Below are 23,221 nucleotides of genomic sequence, written 5' to 3' on the forward strand. Positions count from 1 at the left end.
GATGACCATGCAGGAAACCAAGTTGCTGTACCGCGTCCCGGAAGTCGCATCCGCGCTCGGGTTGAGCAGGGCGAAGGTGTACCAGCTCATCCAGTCCGGCGCGCTCCGCTCGGTCAAGATCGACAGCTCACGACTCATCCGATCGACCGACCTTGTGGAGTTCGTCGCCGACCTCGGAGAGGCTGCCTGATGGCCGGGGTGGAGGACGGACTCACCAAGCGGGGCAAGACGTGGTCGTACGTCGTTCGTGTGCCCGATCCGATCACTGGCAGGAGCAAGCCGAAGTGGGTCGGCGGATTCCCGACGAAGGAAGCGGCCAAGGAAGCCCGCGACGACGCCCGCCGATCAGCGAGACGAGGTGAGTACGTGGAGAAGACCCGGATCACCGTCGAGGAGTACCTGACTGGCTGGCTTGACGGTCACTCGATGGAGATCAAGCCCAGCACCCTCGCCGGGTATCGCGAGTGGATGGAGCGGCACGTCTACCCGCGTATTGGGAAGATGCGCCTTCAGGCTGTCCGTTCAGCAACGCTAACCGCGATGTACAAGGATCTGTCGACCAAGGGCGGCAAGGGTGGGAAGGGCCTGTCGCCACGCAGCATCGAGTACATCAACGCGATTCTCCGGAAGGCACTGAACGACGCAGTCAGGGCGGATCGGCTGATCCCGTCCAACCCGTGTACGACGGCCAAGCGTCCACGTCGGGAGGTCAAGCCGATTGGGACAATCTGGTCGGCTGAGGAGCTGCGGATGTTCCTCCGGCTGGCCGAATCCCACCGGCTGTCCGCCTTCTATCGACTGTCGGCGTACTCCGGCGCCCGACGTGGTGAGCTGCTCTACCTGCGCTGGTCTGAGGTGGACTGGGGCCGTGGAGCGATCCACATCCGGGGCACAGCGGGCATGGTGGGCGGACAGCGCCAGGAGGGCACACCCAAGAGCGGTCGGGAGCGCACTGTTGGGCTCGACAAGGAGACGTTGGCAATCCTGCGCGAGCACCGTGGTCGTCAGCGCGCTGAGAAGGAGATTGCCGGGGATGCGTGGCTCGGCGGTGACTACGTGTTCACGACCGGGCTGGGTCGACCGGTGCCGCCCGACACGGTCACCAACCTCATGTCCGTGCTCATTCGGCAATACAACGAGCCTGCGATTCCGGGCACTCGGAGCACCAAGCGGCAGGAACTCCCCCGGCCGCCGAAGCCGCTCCCACACGCTCGGCTGCACGACCTCCGGCACGTTCATGCCACCCTGCTGCTGACAGCCGGTGTGCCGGTTCATGTGGTGGCGGAACGGCTCGGGCACGCCGACCCCGCGATCACCCTCCGCGTCTACGCGCACGTCATCCGCAAGCACGCCGACGAGGTTGCTAACACCTTCGCCGCTGCCGTCGACGGCGACACCGAGGCGGCGACCACGGACCCCGACGATGACGACCCGGAGGCCCCGGTCCCAGTGGCCTGTTAGCAAATCCGTTAGCAAAACCCCGGCTCAGCGACTCCCGAGCCGGGGTTTTGCGCTGCTCCCCCGCCAGGTTTCGATCCTGGTCTTCGAGATTCAAAGTCTCGCGGGCTGCCGATTACCCCACGGGGGATCGTGGTTGCCGGGACAGTTTGCCATGAGTGGGGTGGACGACACGCTGAGGGGTTCCTTACCTACGGTCCCGTAGGTTACGGTGGCGTAGGTAAGGACCCCGGACCCGAGGGATGAACCGCTATGACCCCACCCGTTGCCGCGCCGGCCGCGCCCACCCGTACCGCGCCGGCCGTCGAGGATGTTGACACCGGGACGCTCGGTGGTGAGCAGAAGAAGACCTGGGAGCAGGTCGCGCTGGCGTTGTTCATCGGCATCCCGTTCCTGGCGGTGCTGGCGGCGGTGCCGATCGCGTGGGGCGGGTTCCTCGGCTGGCACGACATCGTACTCGCGGTGATCTTCTACACGGTCGCCGGGCACGGGATCTCGATCGGTTTCCACCGGCTGTTCACGCACAAGTCGTTCAAGCCGAACCGGCCGATGAAGTACGCGCTGGCCATCGCCGGCTCGCTGGCGATCGAGGGGCCGGTGATCCGCTGGGTGGCCGATCACCGCAAGCATCACAAGTTCTCCGACCGCGACGGTGACCCGCACAGCCCGTGGCGGTACGGCGAGTCGCTCGGCGCGCTCACCAAGGGTTTCATCTACGCGCACGTCGGCTGGCTGTTCGACACCGAGCAGACCCCGCAGCGGCAGTACGCGCCGGATCTGCTGAAGGACAAGGACATCGTCAAGGTGTCCCGGTTGTTCCCGCTGCTGGTCGTGACCAGCGTTCTGCTGCCGGCGATCATCGGCGGTCTGTGGTCGTGGTCGATCGAGGGCGCGCTGACCGCGTTCTTCTGGGCCAGCCTGGTCCGGATCGCGCTGCTGCACCACGTCACCTGGTCGATCAACTCGATCTGCCACACGATCGGCGACCGGCCGTTCAAGAGCCGGGACAAGTCGGGCAACGTGTGGTGGCTGGCGATCCTGAGCCAGGGCGAGTCGTGGCACAACCTGCACCACTCCGACCCGACCTGCGCGCGGCACGGCGTACTCAAGGGTCAGCTCGACACGTCCGCACGGTGCATCTGGTTCTTCGAGAAGCGGGGTTGGGTCACCGACGTCCGCTGGCCGGTCAAGGAGCGGCTGGAGGCCCGACGTGTGGACTCTTCGCCCCGTACTCTCAAGGCTGCCTGACCCGGCAAAACTCCCACCGGCAATACCCGAAGTGCGGCATGATGCTGACGTGATCACGACGTGACGGAACCCAAACCGCGGCGATCCGGCCGGATCCGGATGACCAGTGCCGAACGTCGCGAGCAACTCATCACCATCGCCCGTGGCCTGTTCGCCCAGAAGGGGTACGAGGCCACCTCGGTCGAGGAGATCGCGCACCGCGCCGAGGTCTCCAAGCCGGTCGTGTACGAACACTTCGGTGGCAAGGAAGGCCTGTACGCCGTGGTCGTCGACCGCGAGGTACGGGCGTTGCTCGACGGCGTGACCGGTGCGCTGACGGCCGGCCGGGCGCACGAACTCGTCGAGCAGGCCGCGCTGGCGCTGCTCGACTACATCGAGAACAACGCCGACGGTTTCCGGATCCTGGTCCGGGACTCGCCGGTCGGGTCGTCGACCGGGTCGTTCATCTCGATCCTCAGCGATGTCGCGACCCGGGTCGAGCACATCCTCGCGGAGGAGTTCAAGCGCCGCGGCCTCGACCCGAAGAACGCGCCGATGTACGCGCAGATGCTGGTCGGCATGGTCGCGCTCACCGGCCAGTGGTGGCTGGACGCGCGCAAACCGAAGAAGCCGGACGTCGCCGCCCACCTCGTCAACCTCGCCTGGAACGGCCTGTCCGGCCTCGAGGCCAAGCCCACCCTGGCGACCAGACCGCACAAATAACAACCCGCGGTCGTACGGCGAGATCCGCCCGTGGCATGACCTCCGCACCGAAACAGCCCCGTACCCTGGCGACCATGACGGGGATGCTGACCGCGAGGCCGCTGCCTGCCCGGAGCAAGGCGTTCGACCTGTTCCTGGCCGGCGGGCTCTGCCTGACCTTCGGTTTCCTGTCGCTCGCGCAGGCGCATTTCGGCGGCATCCTCGCGTTCGGCATGCTGGTCCCGCTGATCTGGCGCCGCACCCACCCTGAGCTGGTCTTCTTCGCCGTCTGCTCGGTCGCGACCGTGCAGTGGCTGTTCGGCATCGAACTGCAGCCCGGCAACGTCGGCCTGCTCGTCGCCCTCTACGCGATCTCCGTGTACGGCGACGTGCGGCTGAGCCGGATCGCGCTAGGCATCGGCGGCCTCGGCGTACTGATGGCGACCTCGCGGTACTGGTCGAACTCGGACTGGAAGCAGCAGGTCACGACGATGGTCGGCCTGGCCGCAGTCGTCTTCGGCGTCTGGGCGTTCGGCGACCGCCGCCGTACCCGCGGTCTGTACGTCGCCCAGCTCGAGGAGCGCGCCGCCCAGCTCGAGCGGGACCGCGACCGGGAGGCGAAGCTGGCCGTGAGCAACGAACGGACCCGGATCGCCCGCGAGATCCACGACGTGGTCGCGCACGGCCTGTCGATCATGATCGTCCAGGCCGACGGCGGGCTGTACGCCGCGGACCAGTCCCCGGAGGCGGCGAAGAAGGCGCTGGCCACCATCGGCGACACCGGCCGCGCGAGTCTGAGCGAGATGCGCAAGATGCTCGGTCTGCTCAAGCAGGACGAGCAGAACGAGCTCGACCCGAACCAGCCGCGTCCCCAGCCGGGCGTCTCGAGCCTGCCGGAGCTGATCGACAACGTCCGGGAAGCCGGGCTGAACGTGACGTACGACGTGACCGGTCAGCCCCGCGATCTGCCCGCGCTGCTCGGCCTCACGGCGTACCGGATCGTGCAGGAGGGTCTGACCAACACGCTGAAACACGCCGGGCCGGGAGCGCTCACCTCCGTCTCGTTGGACTTCGGTCGCGAGATGCTGACCGTGGTGGTCACCGACGACGGCCGCGGTGCCGGCGTCGCGCCGAGCTCGGACCCGGGTCACGGCCTGGTCGGGATGCGGCAACGCGCCTCGGTCTCGGGCGGTACGGTGAGCGCCGGACCGAAGGCGGGCGGCGGTTACGAGGTGATCGCCAAACTGCCGTACGACCTGCCGACTGGAGGCCAGCAGTGAACGACGACGTGATCCGGGTGTTCCTCGTGGACGACCAGGAGCTCGTCCGGGCCGGATTCACGATGCTCGTGGACTCCCAGGCGGACATGCGGGTGGTCGGCCAGGCCGGCGACGGCGGCGAGGCGATCGAGAAGATCCACGTGACCGCGTGCGACGTCGTACTGATGGACGTCCGGATGCCGCGGCTGGACGGGGTCGAGGCGACCCGCCGGCTCCAGTCGTTGCCGGAGGCACCCAAGGTGATCGTGCTGACGACGTTCGACCTGGACGAGTACGCGTTCGCCGCGATCAAGGCCGGTGCGGCCGGATTCCTGCTCAAGAACACCCCGCCGGCCGATCTGCTCTCCGCGATCCGCCAGGTGCACTCCGGTGACGCAGTGGTGTCCCCGAGTACGACGAAACGCCTGCTGGAGCACTTCGCCGGGGCGCTGCCCGATACCGACACCGAGCGCCCCGACCTCAAGGACCTGACGGCCCGCGAGCGCGAGGTCCTGGTCGAGGTGGCCCGCGGCCTGTCGAACACCGAGATCGCGAAGCTCTTCACGTTGTCCGAGGCAACGGTGAAGACGCACATCGGCCGCATCCTGGCCAAGACCGGCCTCCGTGACCGGGTCGCTCTCGTCGTCCTGGGGTACGAAACGGGCCTGGTCCGGCCGACCAAGTAATACCCAGGTAGGACTCGGAGTCCCCACTCTGGTCCGACGTAACCCGGGCCGCGGATCACTAACTTCTTGGACAACATCGGAGTTGAACCAAGGAGTGACATGAGCTTGCAGACCGGAGAGCTTGCGGCCGGGCGGCTGCCGCAGGACGGGGAGCCGCGGACCGCGATCCGGGCGCACGAGCTGCGCAAGGTGTACGGACAGGGCGATACCGCGGTCGCCGCGCTCGACGGCGTCTCGGTCGACTTCGGGGTCGGCCAGTTCACCGCGATCATGGGCCCGTCCGGGTCCGGCAAGTCGACGCTGATGCACTGCCTGGCCGGGCTGGACACCCCGACCGGCGGCCAGGTCCTGCTCGGCGAGACCGAGCTGACCCAGCTGCCTGATGCCGAACTGACCAAGATCCGCCGGGACCGGGTCGGGTTCGTGTTCCAGTCGTTCAACCTGCTCCCGATGCTGACCGCGAACGACAACATCCTGCTCCCGCTCGAGCTCGGCAACCGCAAGCCGGACCCGCAGTGGCTCGGCACGCTGATCGACGTACTCGGGCTCAAGGACCGCCTCACGCACCGGCCGTCGGAGCTGTCCGGTGGTCAGCAGCAGCGGGTCGCGGTCGCGCGGGCACTGGTCGGGCGTCCGGAGGTCGTGTTCGCCGACGAGCCGACCGGGAACCTGGACTCACGGTCCGGCGCCGAGGTGCTCGGGTTCCTGCGCCGCTCGGTCCGCGAGTTCGGCCAGACCGTGGTGATGGTCACCCACGACCCGCTGGCCGCGTCGTACGCCGACCGCGTCGTGATGCTTGCCGACGGCAAGCTTGCGGGCGAGCTGCGGCAGCCGACCCCGGAGAGCGTCCTGGACGCGCTGCGGCAGCTGGGAGCCTGACGTGCGACGTTCCATCCTCTCCTCGCTGCGCGCCCACCTGGGCCGCCTGGTCGCCGCCTGCCTGGCGATCGTCCTCGGGGTCGGTTTCGGGTCGCTGGCGATGATCGTGCACTCCTCCGCGTCGCACGGTGTCGACGAGACGATCGGCGCGCAGTACAAGGGTGTCGACGCCGTCGTGTACCCGGACCGATCGACGATCTCACCCGACGACATCGCGAAGGTGCAGAAGCTTCCGCAGGCCGCGTCGGTCGTCACGCTGACCACGGCGTACATGGAGGCGTCGTTCCCGGACCTGGTCCGGCCGACCACGGTTCCGATCGACTCGCTCTACGACACCACCCGGATCGCCGGCCCCGGCACCTCCTCCGGACGGTTGCCCAGCGCAACGAACGAGATCGCGCTGCCGGCCCGGACCGCGGCCAAGCACAAGGTCACCGTCGGCCAGACACTGCGGATCAGCTCGTACGACGACAAGTCGTGGAACGTGACCGTCGTCGGTCTGCTCGACGACTCGAAGGTCGTCGGTACGGCGTCCGCGGTCGCCACCCCGGCGATGGTGAAGATCTTCGAACCGGGCGCGTTCGTCCGCGGGGTCGCGATCGCCGCCAAGCCCGGCGTCACGCAACAGCAGCTGGCCGACGCCGCGGGAGCAGTTGTTTCCAAGGGCCTGACGACCTTCACCGGTACGGCGTTCATCGCCCACGAGGTGAAGAGTTACACCAACGGCATCGACGTTCTCGGCGGCGTGTTCGGGATGTTCGCCGTGATCGCCCTGTTCGTCGCCTGCCTGGTGATCAGCAACACGTTCACGATCGTGATCGCCCAGCGGACCCGCGAGATGGCGCTGCTGCGCTGCGTCGGGGCGTCCCGTCGGCAGGTGTTCTCCTCGGTGCTCGCCGAGGCGACCGTGGTCGGCGTGATCGCGTCCGCGATCGGAGTGGTCTTCGGCGTCGCGCTCTCCGCGCTGGGGTTGGCGCTGTCCCGCGAGTTCGACTGGGGCATCCCGCCGGTGCCGCTGCACCTGGACCTCTCGTCGGTGTTCCTGCCGCTCCTGCTCGGTACGGTCGCGACCCTGGTGGCTGCCGTCGTACCGGCTCGGCGCGCGACCAAGGTGGCGCCGCTGGCCGCCCTGCGTCCTGAGGCTGCTCCGGCCGCCGCCTCCAAGGCCGGCGTACTGCGCCTGGTCCTGGGCTTCCTGCTCCTCGCCGGTGGCGGCCTGCTGCTGGCGGCCGGGGCCTCGTCACACCAGGTCCTGGTCGGTGTCGCAGGCGGCGGGCTGTCGTTCCTCGGCATCCTCGCAGTCGGTTCGCTGCTGGTGCCGGCGCTGATCCGGGTGATCGGCGCGCTGCCCGCGAAGGGTGGCGGCGTACCCGCCCGGATCGCCGTCGCGAACGCGGTCCGGAACCCGAAGCGTACGGCGGCCACGACGTCGGCACTGCTCATCGGCGTGACGTTGATCAGCCTCACCTGCGTCGGGATCGCCTCCGTGCGGAAGACGTTCGACGTGTCGATGAACGGTCAGTACCCGGTCGACCTGATGGTCACCACGTACAAGGAGAAGATGCCGGCCAACGCCGAGCAGCAACTGCGCGACATCAAGGGCATCACGCAGGTGGCCCCGGTCAGCCAGGTGACGGTGAAGTCCGGCGGCCAGGAGGTCCAGGTGACGGGCATCGACCCGGCGGCGGCAGGACCCGTCATCCACGACCCGGCGGCGGCCGGCAAGCTCAAGCCGGGTACGGCGTTGCTCGACTACTCGACGCTGACCATGCTGAATCTGAAGGACGGATCGCCACTGACGATCGTGTCCGGACAGCACAAGCTGACCCTCACGGCACAGCAGGCGACCGGACTCGATCCGATCACCGTGAGCACGTCCGATCTCGCCAAGCTGGCGCCGACCGCGCCGGTGACCGGGTTCTGGCTGGCATCGGACCCGAAGGCGGACGGCTCGGACGTGATCGACGCCGTACAACAGTCGATCCCGACGGTGAAGGACCTCTCCGTCACCGGCGGCCTGGCCGAGCGGACCAGCTACACGAAGATCTTCGACGTGCTGCTGATCGTCGGCGTCGGCCTGCTCGGGGTCTCGGTGCTGATCGCGCTGGTCGGCGTCGGCAACACGCTCAGCCTGTCGGTGCTCGAGCGGACGCGGGAGAACGCGCTGCTCCGGGCGATGGGCCTGTCCCGCCGCCAGCTACGCCGGATGCTCGCGGTCGAATCGTTGCTGATGGCACTGGTCGCGGCCGGGCTCGGAATCGTCCTCGGTCTGGTCTACGGCTGGACCGGGACGAGCGCGCTGATGGGCGGCCAAACGGTCGACGGTGGCGTGGAGTACGCCGTACCCGGGACGCTGCTGATCGTCATCGCCGCCGTGGCCGCGGTCGCCGGCCTGCTCGCCTCGGTCCTGCCCGCCCGCCGGGCCGCCAAGGTCGCACCGGCCGGCGCGCTCGCCACCGAATGAGCCAGCGGCTCGCCTGGCTTGAGGGGGCCGGGCGAGCCGCTTCTACACAATTTCTATGCGGTTCCCGTGGCCGTCGGCGGTGTGGAACCGGCGGCGGCCCGGGATCGTCTCGTTGTCCCATCGCACCGGGTACCCCAGCTCCGCCAGCCTCAGCGCCAGTGCGTCCAGGTCGTCGACCGCCAATGCCGGATGGGCCTTCTTCGCCGGCGTGAACCCCGCCTCCACCCCGACATGGATCTCGGCCGCACCCTCGCGGAACCAGCACCCGCCGCGGGCCTTCAGCAACTCAGGCTTCTCCACCTCGGTCATCCCGAGCGCCTCGGCGTAGAACGCCCGCGCCACGTCCTCACCGCCAGGCGGGCACGACACCTGCACATGATCGAGTCGCATCGTCATCCCTTCTTCTGGGCAACCGCGAAGATCCGGCGGAACGGCAACAACGTCCCGTACTCCTTCTGCGGATACGCCTCCGCGAGCCGAGCGCCGTACTCCGCCTCGAACTGCTGCCGCAGGTCATCCGGCAACGACTGCAGCACCGGCCGCGCTCCGGTCCCCTTCACCCACTCCAGTACGGCGTTGTCGCCGGCCAGCACGTGGAAGTACGTCGTCTCCCACGCGTCGACCACGCAACCCTCGGCACTGAGCACATCGACGTACTCCGCGGGGCCGGGCACGTCCGGGCGGAGCGACGCGTCCTTCGCGAACTCGGCGTACGGCTCGGTGTTGGCGAGCTCACGCAGGATCGCGTGCGACGGCGCGTTCCCGTTCCCGGGGATCTGGATCGCCAGCCATCCACCGGGCTTCAGAGCCTGGACGAACCCCGGCAGCAGGCCGACCTGCTCGGGGATCCATTGCAGCGTCGCGTTGGTGACGATCACGTCCAGAGAACCCGGCTCGGCCTTCCACTCCCGGACGTCGCCCAACTCGAACCTCAGCCGGTCGTCCGCGAACTGCTCCGCGGCCTCGAGCATCTGCGGCGAGTTGTCGACGCCGACGATGGTCGCCTCGGGCCAGACCTCTCGCAGCGTCACGGTCAGCCCGCCGGGACCGCAGCCGAGGTCGACGACCGTGCGGACGTCAGCGGCCCGGACCCGGCCGACCAGATCCGCGTACGGGCGGCCGCGCTCGTCGGCGTACGTGCCGTACTGCTCCGGATTCCACACTGGTGACGTGCGCATGACGAGAACCTCTCTGACCGATTTATCTTGACGTCGAGATACTCTATCCCCGCGACTTGTCTTGATGTCAAGAGTCTTGATGGGTAGTCTCGAGTCATGGAGGACGAGGTCGATCGGCTGATCGAGGCCTGGCGCCGTGAGCGCCCCGACCTCGACGTGGCGCCGATGGAGGTGCTGTCCCGGGTCAGCCGGCTGGCGCGGCATCTGGATCGCGCCCGCAGCCAGGCGTTCGACACGCACGGCCTGGAGTCCTGGGAGTTCGACGTGCTCGCGGCCCTGCGCCGGGCCGGCGCGCCGTACCAGCTCTCCCCCGGCAAGCTGCTGAAGGAAACCCTGGTCACCTCGGGCACGATGACGAACCGGGTCGACCGGCTGGCCGCGCGCGGCCTGGTCGAGCGGCTGCCGGACCCGAGCGACCGGCGCGGCGTGCTCGTGCAGCTGACCACCGCCGGGCGGGACGCGGTCGACGCCGCGATGGTCGACCTCCTCACCCATGAGCGCGCATTGCTGGGCTCGCTCAGCGAGCGCGACCAGCAGAAGATCGCCCGGGTACTGCGGGAACTCGTCCGGCCCTTCGACCTGGAAAAACACTGACCCGGACGCGTCGAAAACAATCGGTTTGTACGGCGCCGACAAAGCGCGTTGTTGGTGCGGACAAACAGCCCCGTGGAATTGTGCCGGAATAATCCGAAAAGACCACCCGTCACTTCTGCCCGGCTCCGATCGTTGCTAGTTGCAACGAGATCGAGAGGCTGCTGTAGCCGACGACTATCGACACTGAGTGAGCGCCCGGACTAGGGTCATCACCGTCGGTGGCTGACCGACTACAAAATGTCAGATCACGGTGACTTCGGCGGCAAGAGGTGGTCCGCCGAAAGTGGCCGCGCGGTGTCCGGGGCTCGGGGCCCGAACAACGCCGGCCGGCACGGGGGCCGCTCACCCAGAGCTCGGCGCTCCCTCCGAATCACAGGGGATCGGAGGGGCGCCGCGGCTCGTGCGGAAGCGCGGGGCGGCCTACTCCGCCAGTTCGGCGGCCTCGAACCAGGCGGTCTCGAGCTCGGCCCGTTCGTCGGCCAGCTTGCGGAGCTCGGTGTCCAGTTCGGCCAGTCGCTCGTAGTCACTGGCGCTGGCGGCCAGCTGGTCGTGCAGCTTCGCCTCGGTCTCGGTGAGTTTGGCGAGCTGCCGCTCGATCCGGTTCAGCTCTTTCTTCGCCGCCCGCATCGCGGCCGGGTCGACCGACAAATTGCTGGACATCTCCGGCGCCGGTGTCAACGCATTCGACGGCGCCCGGCGCGGAATTCCGGCGGCGAGTTCGTCGAGATACTGATCGACACCGCGCGGCAGATGCCGGACCTGACCGTCGCCCATGATCGCGTAAACCATGTCGCTCACGCGTTCCAGGAAGTACCGGTCGTGCGTGACCGTGACGACGACGCCGGGCCAGCTGTCCAGGAAATCCTCCAGCACGGTGAGCGTCTCGACGTCCAGGTCGTTGGTCGGCTCGTCGAGGATCAGCACGTTCGGCTCGTCGAGCAGGATCCGCAGCAGCTGCAACCGGCGCCGCTCGCCACCGGACAGGTCCGAGATGCGCGTCGTCAGCTTGTCCCCGGTGAACCCGAACCGCTCCAGCAGCTGCGACGACGTCAGCTCACCGCCCCGCCCCGCAAGCGCCGCCGTACGGCGGATCGCGGTGATGTGCTCGAGCACCGTCGCCGCACCGTCGACCTCGTCGAGGGTCTGGGACAGGTTCGCGACGCGCACCGTCTTGCCCTGCTTGACCAGGCCGCGGTCCGGGGCCAGCTGCCCGGTCAGGACCTTCAAGAACGTGGTCTTGCCGGCGCCGTTCGGGCCGAGCAGGCCGATCCGGTCGGCCGCGCCGAGGCGGAACGTGACGTGGTCGAGCATCACCCGGTCGCCGAAGCGCAGGCTGACGTCCTCGACGTCGAACACGTCCTTGCCGAGCCGGGCGGTCGCCAGCTGCGACAGCGCGAGCTTGTCCCGGGGCGGCGGCTCGTTCTCGATCAGGGCGTTCGCGGCATCGATCCGGAACTTCGGCTTGCTGGTCCGCGCCGGCGCGCCGCGGCGCAGCCAGGCCAGCTCCTTCTTCAGCAGGTTCTGCCGCTTGATCTCCGTGACCTGAGCGCTGCGGGACCGCTCGGCCTTGGCCAGGACGTACGCGGCGTACCCACCGTCGTACGACGAGACCTTGCCGCCCTGGACCTCCCAGGTGACCGTGCAGACCGCGTCCAGGAACCACCGGTCGTGGGTGACGACGATGAGGGCGCCCGCGCGGTCGACGACGTGCTCGGCGAGCCAGCTGACCGCCTCGATGTCGAGGTGGTTGGTGGGCTCGTCGAGGACGAGCAGATCGACCTCGGTGAGCAGCAACCGGGCGAGGGACGCCCGGCGGCGCTCGCCACCGCTCAGGCTGCCGACCAGCGCCTGGTGGTCGACCTCACCGAGCAAGTGCTCCATCACCGAGCGTGCGCGTGGATCGGCAGCCCAGGTGTAGGTCTCGACATCGCCGAGCACTGCGTGCAGCACGGTCTGCCCGGGGTCGAGGTCGTCGCTCTGCCCTAGGTACCCGAGCCGCAGGTCGCGGTTGTGCGTGATCCGGCCGCTGTCGGGTTCCTCTCGCCGCGCCAGGACCTGTAGAAGCGTCGATTTGCCGTCGCCGTTCCGTCCGACCACGCCGGCTCGTTCTCCGCGCCCGATCCCGAGGGTGACCGAGTCGAGCAACGTCCGAGTGCCGAAGCCTTTGGAAACAGCTTCCATATTGACCAAGTTAGGTGCCGCCATAACGCGCCCCAGGGTAGCCGACCGGGGCGGACGTGCCAGGATCGTCCAGGTGCTGACTCCCGCCTGGCTCGCAGGACTGTCCCTCGGCGACCCGATCGCGGCCGATCCGCTGGAGGGCGGCTACGCCAGCAAGACCTTCCGCGTGCGGACGTCGCTGGGCCGGACGGTGGTCGTGAAGACGCAGGACAACCTGCCGTCCGACCTGTATCCGCTGGAGGCCGACGGCCTCGACGCACTGCGAGCACCCGGCGGGTTCGCCGTACCTGAGGTGCTTCGGGTCACGCCGGCGTTCATCGTCCTGGCCGACCTGGGTACGGCGGAAGCGTCGCCGACGTACTGGGAGGATGCGGGCCGCGCGCTGGCGCTGCAGCATCGGCAGACGGCCGACAAGTTCGGGTATCACCAGGACAACTACCTGGGCACGCTCCCGCAGTGGAACCCGTGGACAACGGACGGTCACACGTTCTTCGCCGAGCAGCGTCTGCTCCGGTACCTCGAGGAGCCCAACTGCTTCGGGCAACTCCCCGAGGCCGACCGGCGCCGGCTGGAACGCGTCGCCAACCGGCTGACTGATCTCGTCCCCGCCCAGGCGCCGTCCCTCCTCCACGGTGACCTCTGGCACGGCAACCTTCTCCCCGGCCCGGACGGCGAGCCCGGCATGATCGATCCTGCCGTGAACTACGGCTGGCCCGAGGCCGACCTCGCCACCCTCCTCATCTACGGCCACCTCTCGGAGACGTTCTTCGACGCCTACGAGGAGCTCCACCCGCTGGCCGAGGGCTGGCGCAGCCGCATGCCCCTCCTCCACCTCCGCGAACTCCTCTGCATCACGGCCCATTGGCCCGACCGCGCCGAGACTGTCGCCCAGATCCACACCATCCTCAAACGCTTCGATTGAGATTCAGGACGTACTGCTTCTCGTTGAGGGGATTGCCGTCGGTCCGGGTCCGGGTCGGTGGTGGACCCGGGACCGGCTGGTAGGTGTGGAAGGTGGAGGCCAGCAGGCCCTCGCCGTGGGTCAGGGTGGGCAGCATGGTCTCGAAGGGATGCGTGGTGGCCGCGGGAATCGTGCCTTCCAGGTGGGCCTGTGACTCGGTGAGACTGGTTTGCGAGACGACGCCGCGGTGTTCGGCAATGTGAGCGAGGACCCGCGAGACGGTGTCGGACGGCGCGTCCAGCTCGAAGTGGTTGACCGGCTCCAGCACCGTCGTACCGGCCGCCGCGATCGCCTGCATGAGCACCAGCGGCACCAACCGGCGGAAGTCAGCAGCGACCGTGACGGGGCTGGAGTACGCCGTGTGGATGAGGTCGACCCGGATGTTCGGGATCTCCCACCCGAAGAGGCCCTGCTGGAGTGTCAGACGGACCGTCTCCTCGATGGCGGTGTGGAAGGCGCGTGGCAGCCCGCCGAGCTCGACGACCAGGTTGTACTCGATGCCCTCGGCAACCGGTGAGACGCGGAAGCCGACGCCCGCCGCCCATAGGTTCTCGGGCGCCGTGATCTCGCGGACCGCCTCGCCGGACCCGTCGAGCCGCTCGACATGGATCGGCGTGGTCTCGCTGAAGGTCACCTCCACGCCGTACTCCGTTGCCAGCAAGGACGCGATCACCTCCTTCTGGACCTCGCCGTACAGGCTGACGGTGATCTCGTCGGCCTTGCGGACCCGGATCAGCGGATCCTGCTCGGCGAGCTGCGTCAACGCCTGGAACAGTTTGACCCGGTCCCGCGCGCTCACCACGGTCTCCAGCGTCGGCGGCGCGAACAACCGCCCGACCTGCTTGGTGCGGACGCCGAGCTGATCACCGATCCGGATGCTCTTCAGCCCGCGCAACGCCACGATCTGGCCGGCCTCGGCCCGGTCGACCGAATGCCGGGAGCCTTGCTCGAACACCTCGATCCCGGTCGGTCGCACCTGGTACGTAGGCCCGTCCACCGGCTGCACGTCAACCGACGTCCGCGCGGCCAGCGCGCCCGCGAGCACTCGCGCCGAGGCAATCTTCTGCCCCGCCGCACCACGCTCGACCTTGAAAACCCTTGCCTGTAACGGATCCGCTACCGAGTGAGTTGCCGTTGGCAACCACAGCTGGATACCCTCGATCAGCTCCGGCACCCCGACCCCGGTCATCGCCGACCCGAAGTACACCGGGTGCACCTGCGCCGCCGCCACCTGACGTCGCAGCTCGCCGGCGACATCGAGCGGACCGCCGGACAGGTATCCCTCCAGGAACTCATCGTTGCGCTCGGCAAGCATCTCCGCGAGCGGCTCGGTGTCGAGCGGCGTCAGGCCGGCGGACCGCGTGCCGAGATCCGTAACGGCAACCATCGGTACGGCGGAAGGCGTCAGCAACCGGCGGATGTCCGCCAGCAGGTCGTCGTACCGCGCGCCCATGCGGTCGATCTTGTTCACGAACAGCAGTGTCGGGATGCGCAGCCGGTCCAGGATGCGCATCAGCAACCGTGTCTGCGGCTGCACGCCCTCGACCGCGGAGACCACCAGGACGGCGCCGTCGAGCACGGACAACGCCCGCTCGACCTCGGCGATGAAATCCGAGTGCCCAGGCGTGTCGATCAGGTTGACCGGCAGGTCGCCGAGCTGGAACGACACCACCGCCGAGCGGATCGTGATGCCGCGTTTCCGCTCGAGGTCCATCGAGTCGGTCTGGGTGTTCCCGTCGTCGACCCGGCCGACCCGGTCGATGACCCCGGCGGCGTACAGCAGCCGCTCGGTCAGGCTGGTCTTACCGGCGTCGACATGCGCCACAATGCCCATCGTCAGAGAGTTCAAGAGTCCTCGCGAATGCGTCGATGCGATCAGTACCGATGAGGTCGATCACATTGCGGCGCATCCCGGTCTCCTGTCTCTCACTAAGGGGCAATCGGACCGTAACACCACACCAACGGTGCGGACGAGCGATTTTCTACCGGTTGACGATCGCCGGCAGGATCCGGGCGCCGGGGACGGGGCCTTCGGCCTGGCGGACCATGCGGCAGAGGCCGGACTCGGCGAGCTCCACGGCCAGGTCGACCGCGCTCCGGCTGTCGGCGGCCAGGAACAGGCAGGTCGGGCCGGAGCCGGAGATCTGCGCGGCCAGCGCGCCCTGGTCCAGGCCGAACTGGAGCGTGTCGCCCAGCTCCGGCCGCAGCGACAGCGCCGCCGCCTGGAGGTCGTTGCTGAGAGCAATGGCGAGCGCGCCGGGCTGCCCGGACAGCAGCGCGGACAGCAGCTCAGGACGGACCTGCGGCGCCTCGACCCGGCGCAGCGGCCGCAGCCGGTCCAGCTCGCCGTACACCTCCGGGGTGGACAGGCCGCCTTCGGCGACCGCGAACACCCAGTGGAACGTCCCGCGGGACATCACCTCGGTGACCTGCTCGCCGCGGCCCTGACCGAGCGCCGTGTGCCCGACCAGGCAGAACGGCACGTCGCTGCCGAGCTCCCCGGCGTGATGCTGCAGCTCGGTCTGGGTCAGCTGCAGGCCCCACAAGCGATTGCACGCCACCAGGGTCGCTGCCGCGTCAGTCGATCCACCGGCCATCCCGCCGGCCACCGGGATCGTCTTGCGGATCGTCAGGTCGACACCCTCGTCGACGTCGTACTCCGCCTGCAGCAGCCGGGCCGCCTTGACCGCGAGGTTCGTCTCGTCGGTCGGTACGTCGTCCGCGAAGTCCCCCACGATCTCGACCGACACGTCGCCGTCGTCGTCACGGACCTGCGCGGTGACGTCGTCGTACAAGGCAACGGCCTGGTACACCGTGGCGACGGGGTGGAACCCGTCCGGGCGCGGCGGACCGACCGACAGACCGAGATTGATCTTGGCCGGTGCCCGCACCGTGACCTCAACAGAAGGTGGCACGTCGCACAGGCTAGGGCATTACCGAGTCCGACCTGCACCCGCGAGAGCGGCGAACTCTGTGATCCCGAGCATCTCGCCGCGCAGCTGCGGGTCGATGCCCGTCGCCCGGAACACCTCGTCCAGCCGCGCCCGGTCCGGCATCCACCGCGCCAGCGCGGACCGCATCGTCTTCCGCCGCTGCGAGAACGCGGCCTCGATCACCGCGAACACCTCCTCGCGACTGGCCGGCGTCTGCGGCGGATCGTGCCGCTCGAACGCCACCAGGCCGGAGTCCACGTTCGGCGCCGGCCAGAACACGTTCCGTCCGATCGGCCCGGCGCGGCGCACCTCGGCGTACCAGGCGGCCTTCGCGGACGGGATGCCGTACGTGCGCGATCCCGGCCCGGCGGCCAACCGATCCGCGACCTCGGACTGCACCATCACCAGACCGTGCCGCAGCGAGTCCGAGACCTGGAGCAGGTGCAGCAGCACCGGTACGGCGACGTTGTACGGCAGGTTCGCCACGCAGGCGGTCGGCGCACCGATCTCGGCCGGCGTCACGTCCATCGCGTCGGCCTCGACCACGGTCAACGCGGACGCCTGCTCCGGCGCGTACGTCGCAATGGTGGCCGGGAGCGCCTGCGCCAGCAGGGGGTCGATCTCGACCGCGGTGACCGGGTGCCCTTCCGCGAGCAGCGCCAGGGTGAGCGAACCGAGCCCGGGACCGACCTCCAGCACGGTCTCACCCGCGGTCAGGTCGGCGGCGCGAACGATCCGGCGGACCGTGTTCGGGTCGATGACGAAGTTCTGGCCGCGCTGCTTGGTCGGCCGGACCCCGAGGGACGCGGCCAGCGAACGCACCTCCGCCGGACCGAGAAGTCTCGGTCCGGCGGAGGTGGATGAATCAGACGAGCTCACGCCGTCAGTGTGTCAGCTTCAGGCCTTCTTGCCGCACACCGGCCAAGCGCCGTAGCCACCGCGGTCGGCCTTGACCTTCTCCGCGATCGCGATCTGCTGCGCCTTGGAGGCACCGTTGGCGTTGTTCGCGTACGCAGTACCCCCGTACGCAGCCCAGGTGCCGTGGTCGAACTGGAGACCGCCGTAGTACCCGTTGCCGGTGTTCGAGGCCCAGTTGCCGCCGGACTCACACGCGGCGATCCGGTCCCACGCGCCACCACTGCCGGTGCTCGTCGGCTTCTCGTCCGTGGTCGTGGTGGTCGGCTCCGCCGGCTTCGGCTTGGTGCCGACCAGGACCTTCTCGTCGACCGGCGAGCTGACCAGCTTCGACGCGACCACCTTCGTGGCCGACAGCTTGCCGTCCAGGTAGGTGTACAGGTACGTGACGGACTTGGAGCCGTCGGTGCCCTTGGCCGTGGTCTTCGTGGTGCCCTCGACCAGCGTCGCCGACTTCGTCTCGTCGGTGCCGTGCGCGACCGCGAGGGTCTTGGTGACCTGCTTCTGCAGGACCTGCACGTAGCCGATCTTGTTGACGCCGGCCTTCAGCGGGGTGGCGGCGGCCGGAGAGATCCGGTCGTCGGCGTCCCAGCGGATCTTCGCCTCGGTCAGGGCCTCGCCGACAGTGCCGGCCAGCGACGAGATGGTCGCGATCTTGCCCAGGTGGACGATCTGCACGGTCTTCGGGGTCTTCACGACCAGCTCCAGCCCCTCGCGCCCGAGCGGCGCGCTGCGGCTGGTGGAGAGCTGAGCCCCGTCGTAGCGCAGACCGAGGTCGGCGAGCGCTTCGTTCACGCTGTCGGCCGTGGTCCAGTAGGCCTTCTTGGTGCCGTCGGCGTTGACGGTCAGCTCGCGACCGTACTGAACCGAGATCTCCTGGCCGTCCTTCAGCTTGGCGTCCGGACCCGGCGCGACCACGTCGTGGTCACCGATCTGAACTTTCTCGGCCTTCAGGGCGTCTGCCACGGTGGAGCCGAAGGTGTGCACCTTCCGCACCTGGCCGTCGACGGAGAGGCTCACGGTCTTGCTCTTGTCGGCATACGCCACAGAGCCGCCGGCGACGGCAATCGCGGCGGTCGCACCGACGGCCGCGATGATGGACTTACGCACTAACGCTCCCAGGTAGGGCTACCCGGGCACGGGGTGGGACAGCACAGGCACCGACCGTCGACGCCGGACTGGCTGCCCGGAGCTTCTTGTCCCGCCGAGGGGTTGTGCTGCCCGGAATCTTCCCCGATCCCGGCCAACATCACGGGACCATAACGAAGATATGCCGGAAGCGCCAATCCCCTGGTCGGCGAGTCGCAAAAGGGTGTAACGGGGCCGACATGCCCCGTCACGCCAGGTGATGACCCCACTGACCGCGATGCACCACTTCGGCGGTCGTCCGGCGGCCGCGTTTGAGCGACGGCGAGCGCTTGTCCTGGGCCCGGTGCCCGACCGACAGCACCCCGACCAGATCGAAGCCCGCGGGTACGCCGAACTCCTTGAGCAGCCGGCCCACTTTGTCCGCGGGAGGCCCGAAAAAGCAGGCTCCCAGGCCTTCGTCGACGACCGTCTGCAGCATCAGCAGGACCGCCATCCCGGTGTCGACGTACCAGTACGGCGCGGTCCAGCGGCCCTCGTCGCGATCGGTCCAGCCCTTGTCCGCCTCGGTGTACCGATCGAGGTACGCGTCCTTGTGCGCGAAGGCGAGGACCAGCAGCGGCGCGCGGCGCAGGCCTGTGATCCACTCCACATACTTCTCGTCCGGATCCTCGGCCGCGATCCGCCAGTACCGCTCCCGGTCCTCGCCTTCCAGCGTCAGGAACGCCCAGCCCTGACTGAACCCGCCCGACGGCGCCCGCAAACCGTTCTCCAGGATCCGCTCACGGACCTCATCGGCCACCGGCCGATCCGGGTCGTAGTTCCGCACCATCCGCCGCCGCCGGACCACCTCGCTGAACTCCATGAGGTGTGTCTACCAGCGAGGTCACCCGACCTCGTCGCCGACCTCCAGGGGCCGCCAGAACTCGACCGCCGGCTGCGCCGTCACACCGGCCGCCGACATCATCTGCTCGATCTGCGGCCCGGAGCTCTCGAAGAACGCCTGGAACGACGCCTCGTCGGGCCACTCGTCGACGACCAGGACCTCGGTCTCACTGCCGTAGAAGTGATGTGAGATCAGCCCGCGACTCGACGCGTCCGCAATCACACCTTCGAAGAGCGCGCCGTTGTCGGCACCCAGCTTCTCGATCGCCGTGGGGTCCCCAGTTACCCGCAGGGTCATCAGAACACTCATTGCCCCTCCCCCTTGCAGGCCGGCCCGACCGGGCCGACGCCCTCAGACTGCGCCCGTCCGGCACCCCGCACAACGGTCGGCGCCAACGTTGACCGTCGGCGTCCACGCGCTCACGCAATCAGCTTCGCCAGCAGGTAGGCCTCGCTGCCGGCCAGGCCTACCGAGCAGAACACCACCGTGGGCGTCGACGCGGCGCGCCCAGCCAGGGCGTCGACGGCCACGCCCCGATCGCCCCCACCCGCCGCGGCCCCAGCTCGTTGCCCACAGCAATCGCCCGACCGCACCCGTCCCCCGTTCCTGAACCACCACAACCTGCTCCCCCGGCGCGTTCTCGAACGAGTCGTACGACCGATAGCCGTACCACTCCCCTTCCAGCGCCCCGGTCGTGAAGACCAACCGCCCACCGCCAAGATCCGCAGACACCCGCGGCGGCGTAAGCAGCCGCCCCTCATGAGCCGCCACAACCGCCTCCCGCATCCACCCAACAGCCTGCCCAGGCCGCAACCGCCCCCGGACATCCGCGTCGGTCAGAACGGTTACCACGAGCCGCCGATGTCCATGACACCAGTCTTTCAGGTGATCTCAGCCGCGTTGAGGGGACGGCGGCTGGTTGGGACCAGCCGATTGCGGGCGGCTCGCTTGTTGCCCACGCGCACGAGCGCCGTCGCCCCGCGAGGACGGCGCGTGGTCCGCGACGTCCGTACCTCGCTTCGTCGCACCGGCCGCCGGCGCCTGAGGGTCGGTCAGAGCCCGCAGGCGTCTGAGGTTCGGCGGAAGGTCCTGCTCGGCCTGGCGAACTGCTTGATTGCGCCGCGAGGCCGGCCGACTTGCTTGTTGCTGGGCTCGCTCCGCCTTGTCGATGCGGTATTTGCGTTCGATGCGATTGAGCTCATGGTCCAGTTCGGCGACCGCGCTCCGGGCCGCCTTCATGGACTCGGCGGCCTTCTCGTCGTCCCCCACCGACTCGTCGGCCTCGACAGCGACCAGACCGGCCAGTGAATCACGCAGCGGAGCGACCAACTCTTTCCGCACCTCAGCGCGATGCGCCTCGGGCATCAGGCCCGGCTTGACGAAACGTTCGTCGATCACGAGGTCGACCGCGACGTTCCACCGCTGGAGGTCGTCGGCGCACATCAACTTCTGGGTGACTTGCGCGTCGGTTAGCCCGCTGCGCGTCGCGAGGGCTTGATCGAGGTGCCGGGCGGCCGGGGTGTATGCGGCGTAGGCGTCATCGTTCGACTGGGACATCACCGCTACCTGAGCGTGCTCCAGCCCGGCGTCGGGAAACACATCGCGGACGACGTTGTCGAGGTTGAGATGTGTCCAGTGCTCGGTGCGGCCTTCGTTGAAGGCCTCGGCTGCCGCATCGTACGGGTACGCGTCGGGCGCCTGTTCGTCGCCGTTCTCGGCGAGCAGATGCGCGGCCTCGTGAGTCAGCGTCGCGAAGGCATCGCGAACCTCCCACGCCTCGTCGTCGGTCAGCGCTCGATCGAGGTCACGAACCCTGCGCAACGGCTCCAGAACGTTGGCGACCGACACCGACACGCTGCCGTCCACCTCTGCGAATCCGAGGAAGTCCGGATCCTCGGATTCGAGCAGGCGCCCGTTCCACCGCGTTCGCGCATCGGCCGCTACGCCACCGGCTCGCTGCTCGACCGCATACACGACCGCAGCCACCAGCCGGTACTCCCAGGTGTCCGGTGAGATCTCGACGGCGTCATCGGTCACGATCCGCCTTCCAGGCCCTCGCGCCGACGGCGGTCGATCAGCCGCTTCAGGGTCGAATTCATCCGCAGGATCGTCCGGGACTCGCGCAGCGGAGCCTGGCGGGACAGTTCACCGATCTCGGCGATCGCGCGTTCGGCGTGGGCGATCTGCTCCGCGGGCGAGCCCTTGTCATTGATTACCTGTGCCAGCACAGTGGACGCGCGCCAGTACTCCGGGCTGGTGCCAGGCCGGGGTCCGCGGATCAGCTCAGGCAGCTTCTGCACTCTGATCAGGGCCAACTGGCGGGACCGCTCGTCCGCGATCTGCTCGGCCAATGTCTTCAAGCGCGCGACCTCAGCGCCAACTGTTGCCTCGTCGGCCCCCTGCAACGAATCGGCGAGACCCAGCACCTGCGCGTCGACGTCGTCGTACTGGACCATTACCAGGGACCTCCGAAGGCTCGGTTGGCGTTGTTGTTGAGGGCTGTGCAGAGTTCGGGGACCGAGAGGTTGAGGACGTCGGCCATTTTTCGGACGGTGTGGGGGATCAGGTACGACGCGTTGGGCTTGCCGCGGTGCGGGGAGGGGGTCAGGTACGGCGCGTCGGTCTCGACGAGGATGCGGTCCAGTGGGGTGACGGCGAGCGCGTCCCGGAGGGACTGGGCGTTCTTGAAGGTCACCACGCCGGCGAAGCTCAGGAACGCGCCGCGGTTCACGCACTCGCGGGCGAACTCGGTGTCGCCGGAGAAGCAGTGCATCACCAACCGGTCCGGTACGCCTTCGCGGTCGAGGATCCGCAGGATGTCCTCGTGCGCGTCCCGGTCGTGGATCATCAGCGTCTTGTCCAGCCGCTTCGCCAACTCGATGTGCGCGGCGAACGACTCGTGCTGCGCCGTACGCCCGTCCTCGCCGGTACGGAAGTAGTCGAGCCCGGTCTCACCGATCACCCGGACCTTGTCCGAGCTCGACGCCAGCCGCTCGATCTCCGCCAGCGCGCTGTCCAGCTCACCGGCCTCTTTCAGCTTCGGGGCCTCGTTCGGGTGCAGGGCGACGCCGGCGATCAGGTTCGGGTACTGCGTGGCCGCCTCGACCGCCCACGCCGCGCCCGGCAGATCGCACCCGACCTGGACGATCCGGGTCACGCCGACCGACGACGCCAGCTTGATCGCCTCCGCCGGGCTCAACCAGGCACCGTCCTCGCCGTCCGCGATGTCGAGATGGCAATGCGCGTCGACCACACTCATCGGCAACGGATCCGGCACCGCGGGCCGGCTCCGGTCCCGCGACCGCCCGTCCTCCCCCACCGCAGCCCGCTCCCGAGTCGGCCGGCCCACCTCCACACCATCAGACATGCCGCCTAGATTACTCAGCGGCCTCCTTGACCTTCGCGACGAGCATCTCCCACATGTCCTGCGAGTGCTTGGCCTCGTCCTCGGTCGCGTTGTTGTCCTGGGTGAGTTTCAGGTGCGTCGCACCACTGAGCTCGTAGGTCAGCGTGTGGTAGTTCTCGGGTACGTCGGCCTGCCCCGTCAGCGGACTCCAATGGGTAAAGGTCAGCAACTGTCCCGGCTCGACGGCGACGATCTTGCCCTTGTCCTGATAGGGCTTGCCCTCCCATTCGCCGGTCCAGGTGATCGGGCTGCCCACCTGCCAATCGGTCTCGACCTCGGCACCGAACCACAGCTCCTTCAACTTCTCGGGGCTGGTCAGCACCTCCCATACCCGCGCGGGCGGCGCATCGATGTCGATCTCGGCCACCGCTTCATATCCAGTCATCGTCGAACTCCCTTCTCCCCT

At 68.6% G+C, this 23,221-nt stretch carries 23 protein-coding genes and 1 tRNA gene; 10 read left to right on the forward strand and 14 right to left on the reverse strand.

The window, feature by feature from the left end; genetic code table 11:
* Positions 1–7: 7 nt before the first annotated feature.
* Complete coding sequence (locus tag OHA18_RS06740) at positions 8–190, forward strand: helix-turn-helix domain-containing protein (RefSeq protein ID WP_329002880.1); 183 nt, start codon at positions 8–10, stop codon at positions 188–190.
* Positions 190–1,461 (forward strand): tyrosine-type recombinase/integrase, encoded by a 1,272-nt coding sequence (locus OHA18_RS06745; RefSeq protein ID WP_329002881.1) that lies wholly within the window; start codon positions 190–192, stop codon positions 1,459–1,461. The genes OHA18_RS06740 and OHA18_RS06745 overlap by 1 nt, the downstream gene beginning before the upstream one ends.
* Positions 1,462–1,516: 55 nt before the next feature.
* On the opposite strand, the gene OHA18_RS06750 is transcribed toward OHA18_RS06745, so the two are convergent.
* A tRNA-Gln gene (locus OHA18_RS06750) sits at positions 1,517–1,588 on the reverse strand.
* Between the two features lie 122 nt (positions 1,589–1,710).
* Between OHA18_RS06750 and OHA18_RS06755 the strand changes: the two genes are divergently transcribed.
* The 6 genes from OHA18_RS06755 (at position 1,711) to OHA18_RS06780 (ending at position 8,675) form a co-directional block, all read left to right on the forward strand.
* Positions 1,711–2,706, forward strand: a complete 996-nt coding sequence (locus tag OHA18_RS06755; protein WP_329002882.1) for an acyl-CoA desaturase — start codon at positions 1,711–1,713, stop codon at positions 2,704–2,706.
* A gap of 60 nt (positions 2,707–2,766) precedes the next feature.
* Positions 2,767–3,408 carry a TetR/AcrR family transcriptional regulator gene (locus tag OHA18_RS06760; RefSeq protein WP_329002884.1) on the forward strand — a complete coding sequence of 214 codons (642 nt, stop codon included), beginning with the start codon at positions 2,767–2,769 and terminating at the stop codon, positions 3,406–3,408.
* Between the two features lie 74 nt (positions 3,409–3,482).
* Positions 3,483–4,667 carry a sensor histidine kinase gene (locus tag OHA18_RS06765; RefSeq protein ID WP_329002885.1) on the forward strand — a complete coding sequence of 395 codons (1,185 nt, stop codon included), beginning with the start codon at positions 3,483–3,485 and terminating at the stop codon, positions 4,665–4,667.
* On the forward strand, positions 4,664–5,332 hold the full coding sequence (locus OHA18_RS06770) for a response regulator transcription factor (protein ID WP_329002887.1): 669 nt from the start codon (positions 4,664–4,666) through the stop codon (positions 5,330–5,332). The genes OHA18_RS06765 and OHA18_RS06770 overlap by 4 nt, the downstream gene beginning before the upstream one ends.
* Before the next feature lie 99 nt (positions 5,333–5,431).
* Positions 5,432–6,211: an ABC transporter ATP-binding protein gene (locus tag OHA18_RS06775; protein ID WP_329002889.1), complete on the forward strand. Its 780-nt coding sequence runs from the start codon at positions 5,432–5,434 to the stop codon at positions 6,209–6,211.
* Between the two features lies 1 nt (position 6,212).
* Positions 6,213–8,675 (forward strand): ABC transporter permease, encoded by a 2,463-nt coding sequence (locus tag OHA18_RS06780; protein ID WP_329002890.1) that lies wholly within the window; start codon positions 6,213–6,215, stop codon positions 8,673–8,675.
* 42 nt (positions 8,676–8,717) lie between these two features.
* Here the strand turns inward: OHA18_RS06780 and OHA18_RS06785 are convergent, their stop codons facing one another.
* Together OHA18_RS06785 and OHA18_RS06790 are read right to left on the reverse strand one after the other, a co-directional pair.
* Positions 8,718–9,065 carry a VOC family protein gene (locus OHA18_RS06785; RefSeq protein WP_329002891.1) on the reverse strand — a complete coding sequence of 116 codons (348 nt, stop codon included), beginning with the start codon at positions 9,063–9,065 and terminating at the stop codon, positions 8,718–8,720.
* 2 nt (positions 9,066–9,067) lie between these two features.
* Positions 9,068–9,853, reverse strand: a complete 786-nt coding sequence (locus OHA18_RS06790; protein WP_329002892.1) for a methyltransferase domain-containing protein — start codon at positions 9,851–9,853, stop codon at positions 9,068–9,070.
* A gap of 96 nt (positions 9,854–9,949) precedes the next feature.
* Between OHA18_RS06790 and OHA18_RS06795 the strand changes: the two genes are divergently transcribed.
* On the forward strand, positions 9,950–10,447 hold the full coding sequence (locus tag OHA18_RS06795) for a MarR family winged helix-turn-helix transcriptional regulator (RefSeq protein WP_329002893.1): 498 nt from the start codon (positions 9,950–9,952) through the stop codon (positions 10,445–10,447).
* A gap of 420 nt (positions 10,448–10,867) precedes the next feature.
* On the opposite strand, the gene OHA18_RS06800 is transcribed toward OHA18_RS06795, so the two are convergent.
* On the reverse strand, positions 10,868–12,628 hold the full coding sequence (locus tag OHA18_RS06800; RefSeq protein ID WP_442914374.1) for an ABC-F family ATP-binding cassette domain-containing protein: 1,761 nt from the start codon (positions 12,626–12,628) through the stop codon (positions 10,868–10,870).
* Positions 12,629–12,701: 73 nt separating this feature from the next.
* Here OHA18_RS06800 and OHA18_RS06805 point away from each other — a divergent pair, with 73 nt between their 5' ends.
* Positions 12,702–13,550: a fructosamine kinase family protein gene (locus tag OHA18_RS06805; protein ID WP_329002895.1), complete on the forward strand. Its 849-nt coding sequence runs from the start codon at positions 12,702–12,704 to the stop codon at positions 13,548–13,550.
* Here the strand turns inward: OHA18_RS06805 and OHA18_RS06810 are convergent.
* The 10 genes from OHA18_RS06810 to OHA18_RS06855 form a co-directional block, all read right to left on the reverse strand.
* The gene (locus OHA18_RS06810; protein ID WP_329002896.1) at positions 13,534–15,423 is read right to left on the reverse strand and encodes a translation factor GTPase family protein; all 1,890 of its coding nucleotides are present in this window, start codon (positions 15,421–15,423) and stop codon (positions 13,534–13,536) included. The genes OHA18_RS06805 and OHA18_RS06810 overlap by 17 nt on opposite strands.
* A 148-nt stretch (positions 15,424–15,571) precedes the next feature.
* Positions 15,572–16,504 carry a 4-(cytidine 5'-diphospho)-2-C-methyl-D-erythritol kinase gene (locus OHA18_RS06815; protein WP_329002897.1) on the reverse strand — a complete coding sequence of 311 codons (933 nt, stop codon included), beginning with the start codon at positions 16,502–16,504 and terminating at the stop codon, positions 15,572–15,574.
* An 18-nt stretch (positions 16,505–16,522) separates the two neighbouring features.
* Positions 16,523–17,401 carry a 16S rRNA (adenine(1518)-N(6)/adenine(1519)-N(6))-dimethyltransferase RsmA gene (gene rsmA / locus OHA18_RS06820; RefSeq protein ID WP_329002899.1) on the reverse strand — a complete coding sequence of 293 codons (879 nt, stop codon included), beginning with the start codon at positions 17,399–17,401 and terminating at the stop codon, positions 16,523–16,525.
* Positions 17,402–17,419: 18 nt separating this feature from the next.
* On the reverse strand, positions 17,420–18,547 hold the full coding sequence (locus tag OHA18_RS06825; protein WP_329002901.1) for a ubiquitin-like domain-containing protein: 1,128 nt from the start codon (positions 18,545–18,547) through the stop codon (positions 17,420–17,422).
* A gap of 226 nt (positions 18,548–18,773) precedes the next feature.
* Positions 18,774–19,388 (reverse strand): nitroreductase family protein, encoded by a 615-nt coding sequence (locus OHA18_RS06830; protein ID WP_329002902.1) that lies wholly within the window; start codon positions 19,386–19,388, stop codon positions 18,774–18,776.
* 21 nt (positions 19,389–19,409) lie between these two features.
* The gene (locus tag OHA18_RS06835) at positions 19,410–19,718 is read right to left on the reverse strand and encodes a hypothetical protein (protein WP_329002903.1); all 309 of its coding nucleotides are present in this window, start codon (positions 19,716–19,718) and stop codon (positions 19,410–19,412) included.
* Positions 19,719–20,300: 582 nt separating this feature from the next.
* Complete coding sequence (locus OHA18_RS06840; protein ID WP_329002904.1) at positions 20,301–21,446, reverse strand: hypothetical protein; 1,146 nt, start codon at positions 21,444–21,446, stop codon at positions 20,301–20,303.
* Positions 21,443–21,865, reverse strand: coding sequence for a hypothetical protein (locus tag OHA18_RS06845; protein ID WP_329002905.1), 423 nt, complete (start codon positions 21,863–21,865; stop codon positions 21,443–21,445). Before OHA18_RS06845 ends, OHA18_RS06840 begins: the two co-directional genes overlap by 4 nt.
* Entirely contained in the window at positions 21,865–22,776 is a 912-nt protein-coding gene (locus OHA18_RS06850) for a TatD family hydrolase (protein WP_329002906.1), read from the reverse strand. The genes OHA18_RS06845 and OHA18_RS06850 overlap by 1 nt, the downstream gene beginning before the upstream one ends.
* A 10-nt stretch (positions 22,777–22,786) precedes the next feature.
* Positions 22,787–23,200: an SRPBCC family protein gene (locus tag OHA18_RS06855; protein ID WP_329002907.1), complete on the reverse strand. Its 414-nt coding sequence runs from the start codon at positions 23,198–23,200 to the stop codon at positions 22,787–22,789.
* Positions 23,201–23,221 lie beyond the last annotated feature (21 nt).

It is taken from the genome of Kribbella sp. NBC_00709 (assembly GCF_036226565.1).
Taxonomy (GTDB): Bacteria; Actinomycetota; Actinomycetes; order Propionibacteriales; family Kribbellaceae; genus Kribbella.